We start from the raw sequence: 15,440 nt of genomic DNA on the forward strand, positions 1-15,440 counted from the left end.
TTCGCGAGGGAGGATCTGAAAGGTCCGCTCACTCACTTCACCACTCCAACCCGCTGGATTTCCCACTCCAGCTCGATCCCGGATTTCGCCTTCACCGCCGCGCGCACCTCCTCGCCCAGCGCCTCGATGTCCGCGCTCGTCGCCGACCCCAGGTTGAGCAGGAAGTTGCAATGCTTCTCGCTCACCTGCGCGTCGCCGCGGCGCAAGCCCCGGCAGCCGGCCTCGTCGATCAGCCGCCACGCCTTGTCGAAGGGCGGGTTCTTGAAGGTCGAACCACCGGTGCGCGACCGCAGCGGCTGCGAGGCTTCGCGCTCGGCGGCGATGCGGTCCATCTCGGCGCCGATCGCCGCCGGCTCGCCCGGCACGCCCTCGAACAGCGCCTCGACCACCACCGCGCCCCTGGGCAGCAGCGAATGGCGATAGCTGTAGCCGAGTTCCTTCGCCGCCCAGGTCTCGATCCGGCCGTCGCGCAATACGATCGTCGCCTCGACCAATATATCGCTTGCGTCGCGGCCATAGGCGCCCGCGTTCATCCGCACCGCGCCGCCGACCGTGCCGGGAATCCCGCGCAGGAACTCGAGCCCCGCGATCCCCGCATCGCGCGCCGCGCTGGCGACGGAGATGCCCATCGCCGCCGCGCCAGCGCGCACCCGCCAAAGACCCTTGGTGCCCGGCTCGACCGAGACCTTGGCCATCGCCTTGGGCAAGCGCACCACGACGCCCGGCACGCCACCATCGCGGACGATCAGGTTCGATCCCACGCCCACCGGCAGCACCGGCGTTTCGGGATCGAGCCCGGCCATGAACACCGAAAGATCGCGCACATCGGCGGGCCGCACCAGCCATTCGGCCGGCCCGCCGGTCCTGAACCAGATGAAGTCGGCGAGCTTCCCCTCATGCTCGGCCGATCCGCGCAGCGGCGGCAGGGCGGTGCAGACCGCGCTCATCCCCGCTTCTCCCGGATCGCGTCGGCCAGCCCGGCCGCCCATTTGGTGATGTCGCCCGCCCCCAGGCAGACGACGATATCGCCCTCGCGCGCCTCGTTCGCCAGCGCGCCGGCCAGCAGGTCGGCGCCCGCGACGGTCATCGCCGCACGGTGACCGCGCTGGCGAAGGCCCTGCGCCAGGGCCTCCGAATGTACGCCTGCGATCGGCGCCTCGCCCGCGGCATAGACCGGCGCGACATAGACCAGGTCGGCGTCGTTGAACGCCTGCTGGAAATCGTCCATCAAATCGCCCAGCCGCGAATAGCGGTGCGGCTGCACCACCGCGATCACCCGGCCTACAGCGCCCTCGCGCGCCGCCGCCAGCACCGCGCGGATCTCGACCGGATGGTGGCCGTAATCGTCGATGATGGTGACGCCGTCGACCTCGCCCACCTTGGTGAAGCGCCGCTTGACCCCGCCGAACGCGGAAAAGCCGCGCTGGATGGTGGCATCGTCCAGCCCCATCTCGATCGCCACGCCGATCGCGGCGAGCGCGTTTTGCACATTGTGCCGGCCGGGCATGGGCAGCGTCACGCCCTCGATCCGCCGCACCCCGCCGTCGCGCTCGCGCACCACCACGTCGAAGCGGTTGCCGCCGGGCACCGGCGTCACATTCTCGCCGCGCACGTCCGCCTGCGCCGAAAAGCCGTAGGTCACGATCCGGCGATCCCGAACGCGGGGAAGGATCGCCTGCACCTGCGCATGGTCGAGGCACAGCAGCGCCGCGCCGTAAAAGGGCACGTTCTCGATGAACTGGACGAAGGCGTCCTTCACCGCATCGAACGAGCCATAATGGTCAAGATGCTCGGGATCGATGTTGGTCACCACCGCGATCGTGCCGTCCAGCCTCAGGAAGCTGCCGTCGCTCTCGTCTGCCTCGATCACCATCCAGTCGCTGTCGCCCAGCCGCGCGTTGGAGCCGTAGCTGTTGATGATGCCGCCGTTGATCACGGTGGGATCGACTCCGCCGGCGTCGAGCAAAGCCGCGACCATCGACGTGGTCGTCGTCTTCCCATGCGTGCCGGCGACTGCGACCGTCTGCTTCAACCGCATCAGCTCGGCGAGCATCTCGGCGCGGCGGACGACGGGAATGCGCCGCTCCAGCGCCGCCTCGACCTCCGGGTTGCCGCGCTTGATCGCGGTGGAGATCACCACCACCGCCGCATCGCCCAGATTGTCCGCCTTGTGGCCGATCGACACGGGTATGCCCTTGGCGCGCAGCCCCTCGATCGCATAACCCTCGGCGACGTCCGATCCCTGCACGCTATAGCCGAGATTCTTCATTACCTCGGCAATGCCCGACATGCCGATGCCGCCGATCCCGACGAAGTGGATCGTGCCCAGTTCGGTGGCGAAACGCCGCTTCATGCCGCCGCTCCTGCCGGCCGCAGCCCCGGCGGCAGCCCCGCCTTGGCGCGTGAGGGCCCGACCATCGCACGCGGCGGGTTCAGGCTTTCGACCAGATCGGCCAGATCGCGCGCGGCATCGGGCCGCCCGCACGACAGCGCGCGCTTGGCCGCATTCTCCAGCGCGGCGGGATCGAGTCCCAGCTTCTGCATCTGCTTGGCGAGTTCCTTGGGGGTGAAGCGGTCCTGCCGGATCATCCGCGCGCCGCCCGCCGACACCATCTCGCGCACATTGGCGGTCTGGTGATCGTCGGTCGAGCTCGGCAGCGGCACCAGTATCGCCGGGCGGCCCGCCGCGGTCAGCTCCGATATCGTCGACGCCCCCGCGCGCGCGATGACGAGGTGCGCGAAGCCCAGCTTCTCGGGCAAATCGGGCAGATAGGTCGCCAGCTCCGCCGGAATCTCATGCGCGGCATATTTGGCGCGCGCCTTCTCGATATCCTCGGGCCGCGCCTGGTGGACGACCTGCAAGCGCCGCCGGAACGCGACGGGCAGCATGGCGAGCCCGTCGGGCACCACGTCGGAGAGCACGCTCGCGCCCTGGCTGCCGCCGGTCACCAGCACGCGGAACACGCCGTCCTCGCTGATCGGCGGATAGCCCCGGCTGGCGAGGTCGATCACTTCCTGGCGCACCGGATTGCCGACCAGATGCACCTTGCCGCGATGCTTCTCCGCCAGCCGTTCGATGTTCGGATAGGAGGTGGCGATCGCCGCGACCTTGCCCGCGACCAGCCGGTTGACCCGCCCCAGCACCGCATTCTGCTCGTGCACCGCCGCCGGAATCTTGGCCGCGAACGCCGCCAGCAGCGCTGGCATCGCCGGATAGCCGCCGAAGCCGATCACCGCCTCGGGCCGGAAGGTCTCGAACAGCCTGAGGGTCATCGCCCGCCCGGTCCAGATGTTCCTGACCGCGCGGCCCCAGCCGATCGGCCCGCCCTCCAGCCGTCCGCTCGGCAGCACATGCGTCTGCACGCCGTCGAACAGCCCCGGAAAGCGCACCCCGCGCGCATCGGAGATCAGCGCGACGCGGTGCCCGCGCGCCATCAGCTCGGCGGCGAGCGCGGCGGCGGGAACCATGTGCCCCCCGGTGCCGCCGGCGGCGAGAACGAAGTGACGCTCCGTCATCGTCCGCTCCACCGGATGATGTAGGGCGACTTGTTGAGGTACGGGTTGCGCCGCGTGAAGGCGAGCAGCAGCCCCATCCCCATCGACAGCGCGATCATCGACGATCCGCCATAGCTGATGAACGGCAGCGTCATCCCCTTCGATGGCGCGATCTGGACGTTGACGGCCATGTTGATGAACGCCTGCAGCCCGAATTGCACGGCGAGCCCGGCGGCGGCGAGCAGCTTGAACTCGTCCTGTTCGTCCAGCAGCTTCAGGAACACCCGCACGACGATCGCCAGGAACACCAGGGCGACGCCCATGCAGGCGATCAGGCCGAATTCCTCGCCGATCACGCTGAAGACATAGTCGGTATGCGCCTCGGGCAGGCGGAACTTGGCCTCGCCGCCGCCGGGGCCGGAGCCGAGCAGGCCGCCCGCGGTGATCGTCGCGTGCGCCATGTCGGTCTGATAGGTGTCGCCCTCGCTGAACAGGAAGCCGTCGATGCGCAGCCGCGCGGTGTCGTAGAACAGATAGGCGCAGACGAGCCCCGCCACCGCCATCCCGCCCAGCGCGCCGACGAACTTCATCGACGTGCCGGAGATGATCAGCAGCGTCACCCACAGCGCCAGGAAGATCACCGTCTGCCCCAGATCGGGCTGCTTCATCAGCGCCGCGGCGAGGATCAGCGTCATTGCGCCGGTGATCGGCACCACCGGCAATGTGCGGTCGGTCGCGCGCAGCGACAGGATCCAGGCCATGGCGATGACGTAGAGCGGCTTCAGGAACTCGGACGGCTGGAATTGCGAGATGCCGACGCCGATCCAGCGCTTCGCCCCGTTCACCTCGACGCCGATGATCGGCGTGAGGATCAGCAGGATGGAGAAGAACGCCGCGCCCATCAGCGCCGCGCGCCTGGCGAGCGTGATCGGCAGCATCGACACGGCGAGCATCACCGGCAGCGACACCGCCACCCACATCAGCTGCTTCCAGAAGAAGGTCAGCGGCGCGAAGGTCACCGATCCGCCAGAATAGCGCTGGGCGGAGGCGGGCGAGGCGGCGGCGACCGAGACCAGCCCGATCGCGATCAGCAGCAGCACCAGCAACAGCAGCACGCGGTCGATCTCCCAGAACCAACGGCCCACCGCGGTCTGTTCGGACCGGCCCAGCCAGCGGTCGATCTTCGCCTGGAATCGGGTCGGCGTCCGGCCGGCTCCGTATGTCTCCGTCGTCGTCACAGCGCCCCCACCGCCTGTCTGAATGCCTCGCCCCGCGCCTCATAGTCGCGGAACTGGTCGAACGAGGCGCAGGCCGGCGACAGCATCACCGTCTCGCCCGGCCGCGCGCGCGCGGCGGCGCGACGCACCGCCTCGTCCAGCACGCCGCATTCCTCCACCATCGCCACCTGCCCCTCCAGCAACCCCGCGAACATCGCGCCCGCATCGCCGATCGTATAGGCGGCGCGGACATGGTCGTAATAGGGGGCGCAGGCGTCGAGCTCGTCGGTCTTCGCCTGCCCGCCCAATATCCAGTGGATCGCCGGAAACGCCGCCAGCGCCGGCGCGGTAGAGGTCGGGTTGGTCGCCTTGCTGTCGTTGACGAACAGCACGCCGCCCTTCTCCGCCACCCGCTCCATCCGGTGCGGCAGGCCGGGAAAGCTCTCCAGCGCGCGATCGACGGCGGCCTGGTCGATCCCCAGATGCCGCGCCACAGCGATCGCGGCGAGCGCGTTCTGCGCGTTGTGCGGCCCCTGCAACGCCGGCCAGCGCGACTGATCCATGCACGCCCCCGCCGAAATCCTGTCCGCGCCCTTGCGCCCCCGCGCGATCGCATAGGATGGCGCATCGTCGATCGCGATCACCGCCGCATGCTCCGGCGATTGCATCGCGAACAGCCGCGCCTTGGACGCCGCATAGGCCTCGAACCCGTCATAGCGGTCGAGATGGTCGGGGGTGATGTTGAGCAGCACCGCGACGTCGCAGTCGAGGCTGTAGGTCAGGTCGATCTGGTAGCTCGACAGCTCCAGCACATAGACCCCGCCTTCGGGCAGCGGCTCCTGCGCCAGGATCGGCAGCCCGATATTCCCCCCCATCCGCGTCGGCAGCCCCGCCGTCTCGCAGATATGCGCGACGAGCGCGGTGGTGGTGGACTTGCCGTTGGTCCCGGTGATGCCGACCACCCTGTGCGGCGGGAGTTGGGCGCGAGCCTGCGCGAACAGCTCGATATCGCCGATCAGCGGCGCCCCGAAGCTGACGGCATGCGCGGTAATCGGATGCCGGTTGATGGGAACGCCGGGGGAGACGACGACACCAGCGAACCCGGTGAGATCGAGCGAAAGCGGATCGGCAACCAAAGCCCTCTCCCCTTCAGGGGAGAGGGTTGGGAGAGGGGCAGTCACGGGCGAAAGCGTTTGGAACTGCCCCTCTCCCCGACCCTCTCCCCTGAAGGGGAGAGGGAGTTTGCTCCGCGCCTCCTCCTTGGAATCCCACGCCGCAACCCCCGCCCCGCTCGCCAGCAGCGCCTCGACCGTCGCGATCCCCGATCGCGCCAGCCCCAGCACCGCGTAGCGCTTCCCCGCCCAGGCGCTGCTCGTGATCACCTGAGCTTCAACGTCGACAGGCCGGCGAGCGCCAGCACGAAGGCGATGATCCAGAAGCGGATGACGACGGTCGGCTCGCTCCAGCCCTTCTGCTCGAAATGGTGGTGGATTGGGGCCATCAGGAATATCCGCTTGCCCGTGCGTTTATAGTAGCCGACCTGGATGATGACGGAGAGGGCCTCGGCGACGAACAGCCCGCCGATGATCGCCAGCACGATCTCGTGGTGCACGCTGACCGCGATCACCCCCAGCGCGCCGCCGAGCGCGAGGCTGCCGGTGTCGCCCATGAACACCGCGGCGGGCGGCGCGTTGAACCACAGAAAGGCGAGGCCCGCGCCGACGATCGCGCCGCAGAAGATGGCGAGATCGCCCGATCCCGGCGTGTGCGGAATGCCCAGATAGCTCGCATAGATCGCGTTGCCGGCGAGATAGACGATCACCATGAACGCCACCGTCGCGATGATCACCGGCATCGTCGCCAGCCCGTCGAGCCCGTCGGTCAGGTTCACCGCGTTGCCCGACCCGACGATCACGAACGCGCCGAACACGACGTAGAACCAGCCGAGATCGAGGCTGAAATTGCTGAAGAATGGGACGTAGAGATTGGTGCCGATCTGCTGCACCAGCACCCAGCTGGCGAAGCCGGCGATGACGAACTCCAGCAGCAGCCGCACCTTGCCCGGTATCCCCCGGTGGCTCGATTTGGTCACCTTGTCGTGATCGTCGAGGAAGCCGATCGCGCCGAAGCCCAGCGTCACGCACAGGCAAGCCCAGACGAACGGGCTGGAAAGGTCCATCCACAAGAGCACCGAAAGGCCCAGCGCGGTCAGGATCATCAGCCCGCCCATGGTCGGCGTGCCGCGCTTGGCGAGGTGGGTCTGCGGCCCGTCGTCGCGGATCGGCTGGCCCTTGCCTTGGCGCACGCGCAGCCAGCCGATGAATTTGGGGCCGATGATCAGCCCGATCAGCAGCGCCGTCGCCACCGCCCCGCCGGTGCGGAACGACAGGTAGCGCAGCAGATTGAATATCCCGGGAAAGCCGAGATACTCGGCGAGAAAGTACAGCATCTAACCCTTGCCCCCCGCCAGCGCCTGCACGACGCCGCCGAGCCCAACCGCGTTCGACCCCTTGATGAGGACCGCGTCGCCATCGCGCAGCATCGCCGTCAGGCGCGCGCGCGCGGTCGCGGCGTCGGGCGCATGGACCAATTCGACCCGCCCCTCAAGCGCCGAGGCGAGCGCCGCCATGCCCGGTCCGACGAGCAGTGCGAAATCGACGTTCGCCGCCAGCACATGCTCGGCGAGCCCGGCATGATAGTCGGCCGATTTCGCGCCGAGCTCGCGCATCTCGCCCAGGACGGCTATGCGCCGCCGGGCGTCCTCCGCGCCCAGCACCTTCAGCGTCGCCGCCATGGAGGCGGGGTTGGCGTTGTAGCTTTCATCGATGATCGTCGCCGTGCCGCCCTCCGCCGGCACGGTCAGCCGCGCCCCGCGCCCGGGCAGCCCGCCCATGTCGCCGAGCGCGAGCCCCGCCGACGCCAGGTCGCCGCCCGCCGCCCATACCGCCGCCAGCACGCCCATCGCATTCGCGATCCAGTGCGCGCCGGGCAGGCCGAGCGTGAAGCTCAGCTCGTCCTCGGGCAGCCGCGCGGTGATGAAGGTTTCGCCATTCGACTGGCGGAAGCTCTCGGCGGCGCGCACGTCGGCGCCCTCGCCCAGCCCGAAGGTCAGGATGCGCGCGGCGTGCGGGCGCGCCGCGGCGATCAGCCGGTCGCGATGCGGGCTGTCGAACGGGACGATCGCGGTGCCGCCCGGCTCCAGGCCTTCGAAGATCTCGCCCTTGGCGTCGGCGATGGCGGCCTCGTCGGCGAAGAATTCGGTGTGGGCGGGCGCGATCGTCGTGACCAGCGCGATATGCGGGCGCACCAGCCGGGTCAGCGCGGCCAGCTCGCCGGCATGGTTCATCCCCATCTCGAACACGCCGAACGCCGCGTCGCGCGGCATCCGGGCAAGGCTCAGCGGCACGCCGGTATGATTGTTGTAGCTCTTGACCGATCGGTGCGCATGCCCCGGCGCGGCGCGGTCGAGGCAGGCGTAGAGCGCCTCCTTGGTCCCCGTCTTGCCGACCGATCCGGTCACGCCGATGATCCTGGCATGGCTGCGCTCGCGCGACGCCGCGCCCAGCGCGCCAAGCGCATCGGTGGTGTCCGCCACGCGCACATGCGGCCCCGCGCAATCGGCCGAGACGATCGCGCCGCCAGCGCCTTGCGCGAACGCCTGGTCGAGGAACCGATGCCCATCGGTCGCCTCCCCCGCGAGCGCGATGAACAGATCGCCCGGACCCACTTCGCGCGAATCGAACGCGACGCCGGACACCGCGAAATCGGCCGAAGCGACGCCTCCGGTGGCGACGGCGATCTCCGAGGAGGTCCAGAGGGTCACGAAAGCCCCTCCCCTGAAGGGGAGGGGGGTAAGAGGAAGAGTTCCCTCAACCCACGCACTCCCGCGCGACCTGGACATCGTCGAACGGCAGCACCCGATCGCCCAGGATCTGTCCCTGCTCGTGCCCCTTGCCGGCGATCAGCACGATGTCCTGCATCCCCGCCTGACGGATGGCGTAGCCGATCGCCTTTCGCCGGTCGCCGATCTCGATCGCGCCCAGCGCCGTCTTCATGATCGCCGCGCGGATGTGCGCCGGGTCCTCGGTGCGCGGATTGTCGTCGGTCACGATCGCCAGATCGGCGTCGCGCGCGACCACCTCGCCCATCGGCTCGCGCTTGCCCTGGTCGCGGTCGCCGCCCGCGCCGAACACTACGATCAGCCGCCCGGCGGCATGGGGCTTCAATGCGGCGATCGCCGCCTCCAGCGCATCGGCGGTGTGGGCGTAATCGACATAGACCGGCGCGCCGCTCTGGGCGATCACCGCGCGCTCCAGCCGCCCGCGCACCGGCTGCAGCCGGGGCAGTATCGCCAGAGTTTCTTCGACATTGCCGCCGGTCGCGATCGCCAGCCCCGCCGCGGTCAGCGCGTTGGCCGCCTGATAGGCGCCGATCAGCGGCAGCATCACCTTGTGGGTCCTGCCCCCGGCCTCGACCGTCAGCGTCTGCCCGAGCAGGCTCGGCTCGCGCGCGACCAGCCGGATCGTCTCGCCGCGCGTGCCCACGGTGACGATCCGATTGCCCCGCTCGCGCGCGAGGTCGAGCACGCGCGGGCTCTGCGGATCGTCGGCCCAGATCACCGCCGTGCCGTCCGGGTCGAGCACTTCGGCGAACAGGCGCAGCTTGGCGGTGAAATAGGCCGCCATGTCGCCGTGATAGTCCAGGTGGTCGCGGCTGAGGTTGGTGAAGGCGGCCGCCGCGACCGGCAGCCCCTCGGTGCGATATTGCGACAGCCCGTGGCTGGAGGCCTCGAAGGCGAGGTGGGTCACCCCCTCGCGCGCCAGCCCGGCGACATTGGCGAGGAAGGTGACGACGTCGGGCGTGGTCAGCCCGGTCGTCACCCTCTCGTCGGAGGTGGTGACGCCCAGCGTGCCGATCGAGGCGGCGTGATGCCCCGCCATCCGCCACAGCTGGCGGGTCAGCTCGACCGTCGAGGTCTTGCCGTTGGTGCCGGTGACGGCGACGCAGGTTTCGGGAAACGGCGCGAAGAACCGCGCCGCCAGCCGGGCGAACTTCTCGCGCGGGTTGCGGTCGGCGACGTGGAGCGCGCCCTCGACCTTCGCCCGCGGATCGGCGACCACCGCCACGGCGCCGCTCGCCACCGCATCGGCGATGAAGTCCTCGCCGTTCACCCGCGCGCCGGGAAAGGCGCCGAACACCGTGCCCGGCGCGACCTTGCGGTGGTCGATCGCGAAGCCAGTCACCCGCACCTCGCCGCCGCCGGGGACGAGATCGCCCAGCCGCATCAGTGCTCGCCCTTCGCTTTCCACAACAGGTGGGCGAGCGGGTTGGGCCGCGCCGCCAGCTCGGCGTCGGGCATCACCCCCAGCATCGGCCCGGCGCGCGCGATGAAGCGGCTGACGACGGGGGCGGCGGTCCAGGCGGCCTGGGTCAGGCCGTAGGTGTCGGCCGTCCCCTTGGGGGAATCGAGCATCACGATCACCACATAACGCGGCGCGTCCATCGGGAACACCGCCGCGAAGGTCGATACGTTGACCTTCTTGTTATAGCCGCCGCCCTGCGCCTTTTCGGCGGTGCCGGTCTTGCCGCCGACGCGGAAGCCCTCGGCATCGGCGCGGCGTCCGGTGCCCTCGGTGACGATCAGCCGCAGCAGCTGGCGGATCTTGGCGCTGGTCTCGGGCGAGAATACCTGGCGGCCCTTCGCCGCCTTGCCCGGCTCTACCTTCATCAGCGTTGTCGGCCGCCACACGCCGCCATTGACCAGCGTGGCGTAGGCATTGGCCAGCTGCAGCGGGGTGATCGCGATGCCGTGGCCGTAGCCCACCGTCATCGTCGTCGTCCGCGCCCAATATTCGGGCCACAGCGGATGGCCCTTCTCGCGCAGCTCGATATCGGGCGGCGTGTCGAAGCCGAGCTTCCTGAAGCCCGCCTCCATCCCCTTCTGCCCCACCGCGTCGGCGATCCGCGCGGTGACGATGTTGGACGAATGGACCAGCGTCTCGGGCACGTTGAGCCAGCGGTTCTGGGCATGATCGTCGCGGATGCGGAAACGGCCGACCTGCAGCGGCGCGGTCGCGTCCCAGCGCTTATCGAGCGAGGTGACGACGCCCGCCTCCATCGCGATCGCCATGGTGATCGGCTTGAAGGTCGATCCCAGCTCGTAGACGCTCTGCGTCGCCGAATTGCGCCGCGCCTCGGCGGGGGCCTTGCCGACGCGGTTGGGATTGAAGGTCGGCATCGACGCCATCGCGACGATCTCGCCGGTGTCGACGTCCAGCACCACCCCGGTCGCCGCCGCCGCCGAATGCTTGGTCAGCGCGTTGTAGAGCTCGCTCTCCATCACCGCCTGCGCGCGCGCGTCGATCGACAGCGCGACCGGCCTGGCGCGCGCGATCGGATCGGTCAGCCGTTCCTCCAGCACGCGCTCCATGCCGGCGACGCCCTTGCCGTCGAAATTGGTGTAGCCCAGCACGTGCGCCGCAAGCGTGGTCTGCGGATAGAGCCGCTCGGGCTCGCGCGCGAAGGCGATCGCCGGCTCGCCCAGCGCGTTCACCTTCTGCACCAGCTCGGGCAGCGCGCGGCGGTCGAGATAGGTGAAGTTGACCTTGGACCTGAGGATGCGGCGATACTCCGCCTCGCTGCGCTGGGGCATCAGCACCGCCAGCTCGGCCGCCAGCTCGTCGGGATCGCTCAGCAGCCGCCGCGGATGGATGCCGATCGACCAGGCGTCGATCGTCTGGGCGAGCGGCGCGCCGTTCCGATCGACGATATCGCCGCGCGGCGGGATCAGCGTGGTGGCGGAGGCCGCCAGCTCGGTTCCGGGCGCATACACCCCCAGCCACAGCAGCCGCGCGCAGATCACCACGATGCCCATGGCGAAGGCGAGCATCAGGAACATCAGCCGCGCATGCGCTAGCGCGATCAGCTGGTGGCGCTGCCCAGCCGACCGTACGCGCTCGGGCCGGGCGACGAGCGTGGTCAACGGCGACGCGCCTCCGCGCGGGCGGTGCGGGCGATATCGCCCAGCGTGTCCTCGCCCAGCAGCCTGTCCTCGAGCATCGCGACGCGCTGGGCGCGGCGGGTGTCGAGCTCGGCCATGCGCTGCATCACCGGATCGGGCTTGGCGGGCTTGGCGGCCGGCTTGGCCGGCCTTGCCGCGGGCTTCACGGCCGCGACCCTGGTTTCGGCCTTGGGCCTGGGCGCGGCGACGGGCTTCGGATCGCGCGTCGCCGCCTCGGCGGTCGGCACCACCGCGCGGGCGATGGCGGTGACGATCGGGGTCTCGGCCTGCGCGGGCGTCTCGGCGGCGGCCAGCTCGACCGCGGGCTGGATCGTCGCGGCGGAGACCAGCGCCAGCATCGTCGGCGAAGGCCCGGCCATGTCTGGCCGCAGGTCGAAGTCCATGCTCGCCAGCTGCCGCTCGTCGCTGATGAACTGGACGGACGCTGGGGCGGAAAGCGCCAGCACCTCGCCGTTCCAGCGCTCGAGCTGCCTCAGGCTCGCGCGCGTGGTGAATTCGGTCTCCAGCTGGCGGATGTCGCGCTTGGCGTCGAGGATCGCCGAATTGACGTCGGCCAGCCGGTTGCGCTCGATCGAGACCTGCAGGGAGATGAGGTAGCAGGCGATCGCCGCCAGAAATCCCAGCGCGATCCAGCCCAGGCCCTTCAGCCGCTTCATTGCGATCATGCCGCGTTCCTTCCCGTCCAGGGTGCTGCATTGGTGCGCCTGGCGACGCGCAGGGTGGCGGAGCGCGCGCGCGGATTGGCCGCGACCTCCGCCTCGCCGGCGCGCACCGGCTTGGCCACGCCATCGAAACTTGGCGCATTGGCCGCCTTCGCCGCGGGCAGGTGGCGCGATCCCGCCGGCTCGCCGCCCGATCGTTCGCGCAGGAAGCGCTTGACGATGCGGTCCTCCAGGCTGTGGAAGGTCACCACCGCCAGCCGCCCGCCGGGCTTCAGCACGCGTTCGGCGGCGGCCAGGCCGTCCTCAAGCTCGCCCAGCTCGCGGTTCACATGGATGCGGATCGCCTGGAAGGTCCGCGTCGCCGGGTCCTTCTTGTCGTGCGGCTTGTGGCCCAGCGCGCGGCGTACGACCGAAGCCAGCTCGGCGGTGCGGGTCAGCGGCCGCGCCGCGACGATCGCCTTGGCCACCCGGCGGCTGCGCGGCTCCTCGCCATAATGGTAGAGCACGTCGGCGATCTCGCCCTCGTCGGCCTCGTTGACGAAGTCGGCGGCGGACATGCCCGTCCGCGCCATGCGCATGTCGAGCGGCCCGTCCGCCTGGAACGAGAAGCCGCGCTCCGCCTGGTCGAGCTGCATCGACGACACGCCGATATCGAGCGTCACGCCGTCGACCGGTTCGGGCAGATGGCCTTCCATCGCGGAAAAATTATCGGCGACGAGGCGGAGCGCGCCGCCGCGCTCCGCCTCCAGCACCGCCCCCGCGGCAACCGCGTCGGGATCCCGGTCGAACGCCACCACCCGCGCGCCGGCGTCGAGCATCGCGCGGGTATAGCCGCCCGCGCCGAAGGTGCCGTCGACATGGGTCTCGCCGGGGCGGATGGCGAGCCCGGCGATGACCGCATCGAGCAGGACGGGGATGTGCGGGGATGAAGCGGGCGTCACTTCTTCCTCCGCTGCAGTTCATATTCGCAGATGTCGCGCATCACCGGATCGGCATGGGCGGTGGCGATCAGGGTCTCGGGGTCCCAGATATCGAAGGTCCGGCCCCAGCCGTAGAAGAAAGCGAGTCCCCGGATATTGGCGCGGTCGCGGTGGTAATCGGGCAGGATGAAACGCCCCGCCTCGTCGAAGGTCACGGCGAGGCCGCCACCCATGAAGCGGCGCTTGACGTTGTAGTCGATAGGCTCGCCCGCGGCGGTCAGCGCCTCTTCGCGCGCGTCCAGCCGGTCGTGATATTCGTTCTGCCAGCTCTTGTCGTAGCCGGTCAGGCAGGGATCGCTGTCGTGCCGGGCGATGAACACGCTGCGCTGGCCGGCGTTGGTCTGGATCGCGGTGCGGAAGTCGAGCGGCAGCGCGACGCGGCCTTTCGCGTCCACCGTCGCCAGGGAATGACCCCCAATGAGCTCCCAATTGGCCACAACCGCCCCTTTGTCAGGGCGCGCACGGCTCTCCCGCCGCCGGAATCGCGTCCGGCAAGGGAATCGTCATGCGTAAACACCGCCCTCTTACGAAGGCTTTTGGTATCAGGGGTACGCTTGGGACACAATGGGAGAAATTGGGTTCAGCTGGGATTCTGACCCACTTTTTGCCCCTCCGATGGGTCCGGCCGGGCCGCGCCGCCCGATGTTCCCGCTGCGTTCCGCGCTCGCAGCCCGGTCCGCAGGCGCAGGAACAGCAAAAGGGGGATGACGAGCGCGAACAGCAGCGCCGCGCCGATCACCGCCAGCGGTATCGCGACCCGTCGAGTCGCGGGCACCGCCGCCGGCGGCGCGCCCCGCTCCGCCGCCTCGATCAGCGCGAGCAGCAGCTGCGGCGCCTCGGACCCGCGCCACAGGAACGGCTTTTCCCACAGCGCCGCGTGCAGCAGGTCGGCATCGGCGACCAGCAGCGCCCGCCCGCGCCCTATCGCGCAATCGGCGATGAGCCCGCCCAGCGTCACCCGGCACCGCCCATCGCTCGCCCAGGTTCCGGCGCCGCTGACCGTCACCCGGCCGCCGCCGGGCAGGCGCCGCACGCCGTCCGCGCCCGGCGTCATCGTCAGCCCCCAATGCGTCTCGATCGGCCCCAGCATGTCGCTCAGCGGCGCGCGTCGCGCATCGCCGATCGGATAGCGGCTCGGCCAGCCGAGCAGCGGATCGACGAACATCACCGCGCGTCCGCCCTCACGAACCCAGTCGTCGATCGCGACCAGTTCCTCGGGCGCCAGCGCGCGCGGCTGGATCGCCAGCAGCACCGGCGCGCGGCCGAGCGCCCCGGCGCCCACCGCGTCGATCGGCGCGATCCCCCGCCGCCGCTCCAGCCAGCGATACAGCGGATCGGGCGCGCTCCTTCCCGCCAGCACATCGGCGACGTCGCCCTCGCCCCGCGCCAGCGGCAGCGCGCTCAACAGCGTCACCGCCCCGCCCGTCCGCTCGCCCCGGTCAAGGTTCCGCGCGACGAAGACGACCAGCGCGATCCCCGTCAGCGCCGCGATCAGCACCGCCAGCCGCAGCCGGCGCGCCGTCGTCATTTGGGCGCTGCCACGGCGCTTTCGTTGGTGGTGGCCGGCGCGACGCCCAGCTCGGCGAGGGGTTCGTTGGGGGTGGTCTCGATCGCGGTGGCGGTGTTGCCGGTGATCGCCGCGACCGCCTCGGCGTCGCTCGTGCCCGTCGGCCCGACCGGCCGCTCCTCGCTCGCCGAATTGAAGATCGCGCCGGCAAGGCCGCCGATCACCAGCACGGCGGCGAGCCCGGTCACCCCGGCGCGCACGCGCTGCACCCGTTCGCCCTGATCGCGGTCAGCCGCTTTCATTGCCATGGGAAGCCGTCTAACGCGCCGAACACGCCCTGTCGAGGATCAGGCTCGCCCTATCGATGCCCCACTCCTCCCGTTCCTCCTGCGTAGCGGCGCAGCCGCGTATCGAAGGACCGTCCTTCTTCGCCACGTCCGACAGGAAGTACGGGGCTTCGACTACGGATCGACATTTACCGGCCTTGCAGGATTTGGGGTTCACGCGAAGGCGCGAAGCCGCGAAGAAAGAAGAAGGGGTTCACGCAGAGACGCGGAG

General features: G+C 70.0%; 14 protein-coding genes. All 14 read right to left on the reverse strand.

Going from position 1 to position 15,440, the window contains the following annotated elements:
- Window positions 1-32 precede the first annotated feature (32 nt).
- The 14 genes from murB to D1610_RS06060 all read right to left on the reverse strand — a co-directional run bounded on the left by murB (window position 33) and on the right by D1610_RS06060 (window position 15,190).
- Window positions 33-947, reverse strand: a complete 915-nt coding sequence (murB, locus tag D1610_RS05995) for a UDP-N-acetylmuramate dehydrogenase (RefSeq protein ID WP_118863729.1) — start codon at window positions 945-947, stop codon at window positions 33-35.
- Window positions 944-2,353: a UDP-N-acetylmuramate--L-alanine ligase gene (gene murC / locus D1610_RS06000; RefSeq protein ID WP_118863236.1), complete on the reverse strand. Its 1,410-nt coding sequence runs from the start codon at window positions 2,351-2,353 to the stop codon at window positions 944-946. The genes murB and murC overlap by 4 nt, the downstream gene beginning before the upstream one ends.
- A complete protein-coding gene (gene murG, locus D1610_RS06005) occupies window positions 2,350-3,516 on the reverse strand; it encodes an undecaprenyldiphospho-muramoylpentapeptide beta-N-acetylglucosaminyltransferase (RefSeq protein WP_118863237.1) in 1,167 nt (388 codons plus the stop codon). Before murG ends, murC begins: the two co-directional genes overlap by 4 nt.
- Window positions 3,513-4,733 (reverse strand): FtsW/RodA/SpoVE family cell cycle protein, encoded by a 1,221-nt coding sequence (locus D1610_RS06010; RefSeq protein WP_118863238.1) that lies wholly within the window; start codon window positions 4,731-4,733, stop codon window positions 3,513-3,515. Before D1610_RS06010 ends, murG begins: the two co-directional genes overlap by 4 nt.
- Window positions 4,730-6,094 (reverse strand): UDP-N-acetylmuramoyl-L-alanine--D-glutamate ligase, encoded by a 1,365-nt coding sequence (murD, locus tag D1610_RS06015; RefSeq protein WP_118863239.1) that lies wholly within the window; start codon window positions 6,092-6,094, stop codon window positions 4,730-4,732. Before murD ends, D1610_RS06010 begins: the two co-directional genes overlap by 4 nt.
- Window positions 6,091-7,161, reverse strand: a complete 1,071-nt coding sequence (gene mraY, locus D1610_RS06020; protein ID WP_118863240.1) for a phospho-N-acetylmuramoyl-pentapeptide-transferase — start codon at window positions 7,159-7,161, stop codon at window positions 6,091-6,093. Before mraY ends, murD begins: the two co-directional genes overlap by 4 nt.
- Complete coding sequence (locus D1610_RS06025) at window positions 7,162-8,535, reverse strand: UDP-N-acetylmuramoyl-tripeptide--D-alanyl-D-alanine ligase (RefSeq protein ID WP_245942006.1); 1,374 nt, start codon at window positions 8,533-8,535, stop codon at window positions 7,162-7,164.
- Between the two features lie 46 nt (window positions 8,536-8,581).
- Window positions 8,582-9,997, reverse strand: coding sequence for a UDP-N-acetylmuramoyl-L-alanyl-D-glutamate--2,6-diaminopimelate ligase (locus D1610_RS06030; protein ID WP_118863242.1), 1,416 nt, complete (start codon window positions 9,995-9,997; stop codon window positions 8,582-8,584).
- On the reverse strand, window positions 9,997-11,694 hold the full coding sequence (locus tag D1610_RS06035) for a peptidoglycan D,D-transpeptidase FtsI family protein (protein ID WP_118863243.1): 1,698 nt from the start codon (window positions 11,692-11,694) through the stop codon (window positions 9,997-9,999). Before D1610_RS06035 ends, D1610_RS06030 begins: the two co-directional genes overlap by 1 nt.
- Window positions 11,691-12,398 (reverse strand): colicin transporter, encoded by a 708-nt coding sequence (locus tag D1610_RS06040; protein WP_147414268.1) that lies wholly within the window; start codon window positions 12,396-12,398, stop codon window positions 11,691-11,693. Before D1610_RS06040 ends, D1610_RS06035 begins: the two co-directional genes overlap by 4 nt.
- Window positions 12,395-13,336: a 16S rRNA (cytosine(1402)-N(4))-methyltransferase RsmH gene (rsmH, locus tag D1610_RS06045; RefSeq protein WP_118863245.1), complete on the reverse strand. Its 942-nt coding sequence runs from the start codon at window positions 13,334-13,336 to the stop codon at window positions 12,395-12,397. The genes D1610_RS06040 and rsmH overlap by 4 nt, the downstream gene beginning before the upstream one ends.
- Entirely contained in the window at window positions 13,333-13,770 is a 438-nt protein-coding gene (locus D1610_RS06050) for a division/cell wall cluster transcriptional repressor MraZ (RefSeq protein ID WP_118863246.1), read from the reverse strand. The genes rsmH and D1610_RS06050 overlap by 4 nt, the downstream gene beginning before the upstream one ends.
- A gap of 185 nt (window positions 13,771-13,955) precedes the next feature.
- Window positions 13,956-14,903, reverse strand: a complete 948-nt coding sequence (locus D1610_RS06055) for a motility-associated ABC transporter substrate-binding family protein (protein ID WP_118863247.1) — start codon at window positions 14,901-14,903, stop codon at window positions 13,956-13,958.
- On the reverse strand, window positions 14,900-15,190 hold the full coding sequence (locus D1610_RS06060) for a hypothetical protein (RefSeq protein WP_147414269.1): 291 nt from the start codon (window positions 15,188-15,190) through the stop codon (window positions 14,900-14,902). The genes D1610_RS06055 and D1610_RS06060 overlap by 4 nt, the downstream gene beginning before the upstream one ends.
- Between the last annotated feature and the right edge of the window lie 250 nt (window positions 15,191-15,440).

Source organism: Sphingomonas gilva (assembly GCF_003515075.1).
Taxonomy (GTDB): domain Bacteria; phylum Pseudomonadota; class Alphaproteobacteria; order Sphingomonadales; family Sphingomonadaceae; genus Sphingomonas; species Sphingomonas gilva.

Bases quoted from the DNA above. Each gene is read 5' to 3' on its own strand.
- mraY (WP_118863240.1), bottom strand. From the start codon at position 7,161: ATGCTGTACTTTCTCGCCGAGTATCTCGGCTTTCCCGGGATATTCAAT.
- D1610_RS06055 (WP_118863247.1), bottom strand. From the start codon at position 14,903: ATGACGACGGCGCGCCGGCTGCGGCTGGCGGTGCTGATCGCGGCGCTG.
- D1610_RS06060 (WP_147414269.1), bottom strand. From the start codon at position 15,190: ATGGCAATGAAAGCGGCTGACCGCGATCAGGGCGAACGGGTGCAGCGC.
- murB (WP_118863729.1), bottom strand. From the start codon at position 947: ATGAGCGCGGTCTGCACCGCCCTGCCGCCGCTGCGCGGATCGGCCGAG.
- murG (WP_118863237.1), bottom strand. From the start codon at position 3,516: ATGACGGAGCGTCACTTCGTTCTCGCCGCCGGCGGCACCGGGGGGCAC.
- D1610_RS06040 (WP_147414268.1), bottom strand. From the start codon at position 12,398: ATGATCGCAATGAAGCGGCTGAAGGGCCTGGGCTGGATCGCGCTGGGA.
- D1610_RS06030 (WP_118863242.1), bottom strand. From the start codon at position 9,997: ATGCGGCTGGGCGATCTCGTCCCCGGCGGCGGCGAGGTGCGGGTGACT.
- murC (WP_118863236.1), bottom strand. From the start codon at position 2,353: ATGAAGCGGCGTTTCGCCACCGAACTGGGCACGATCCACTTCGTCGGG.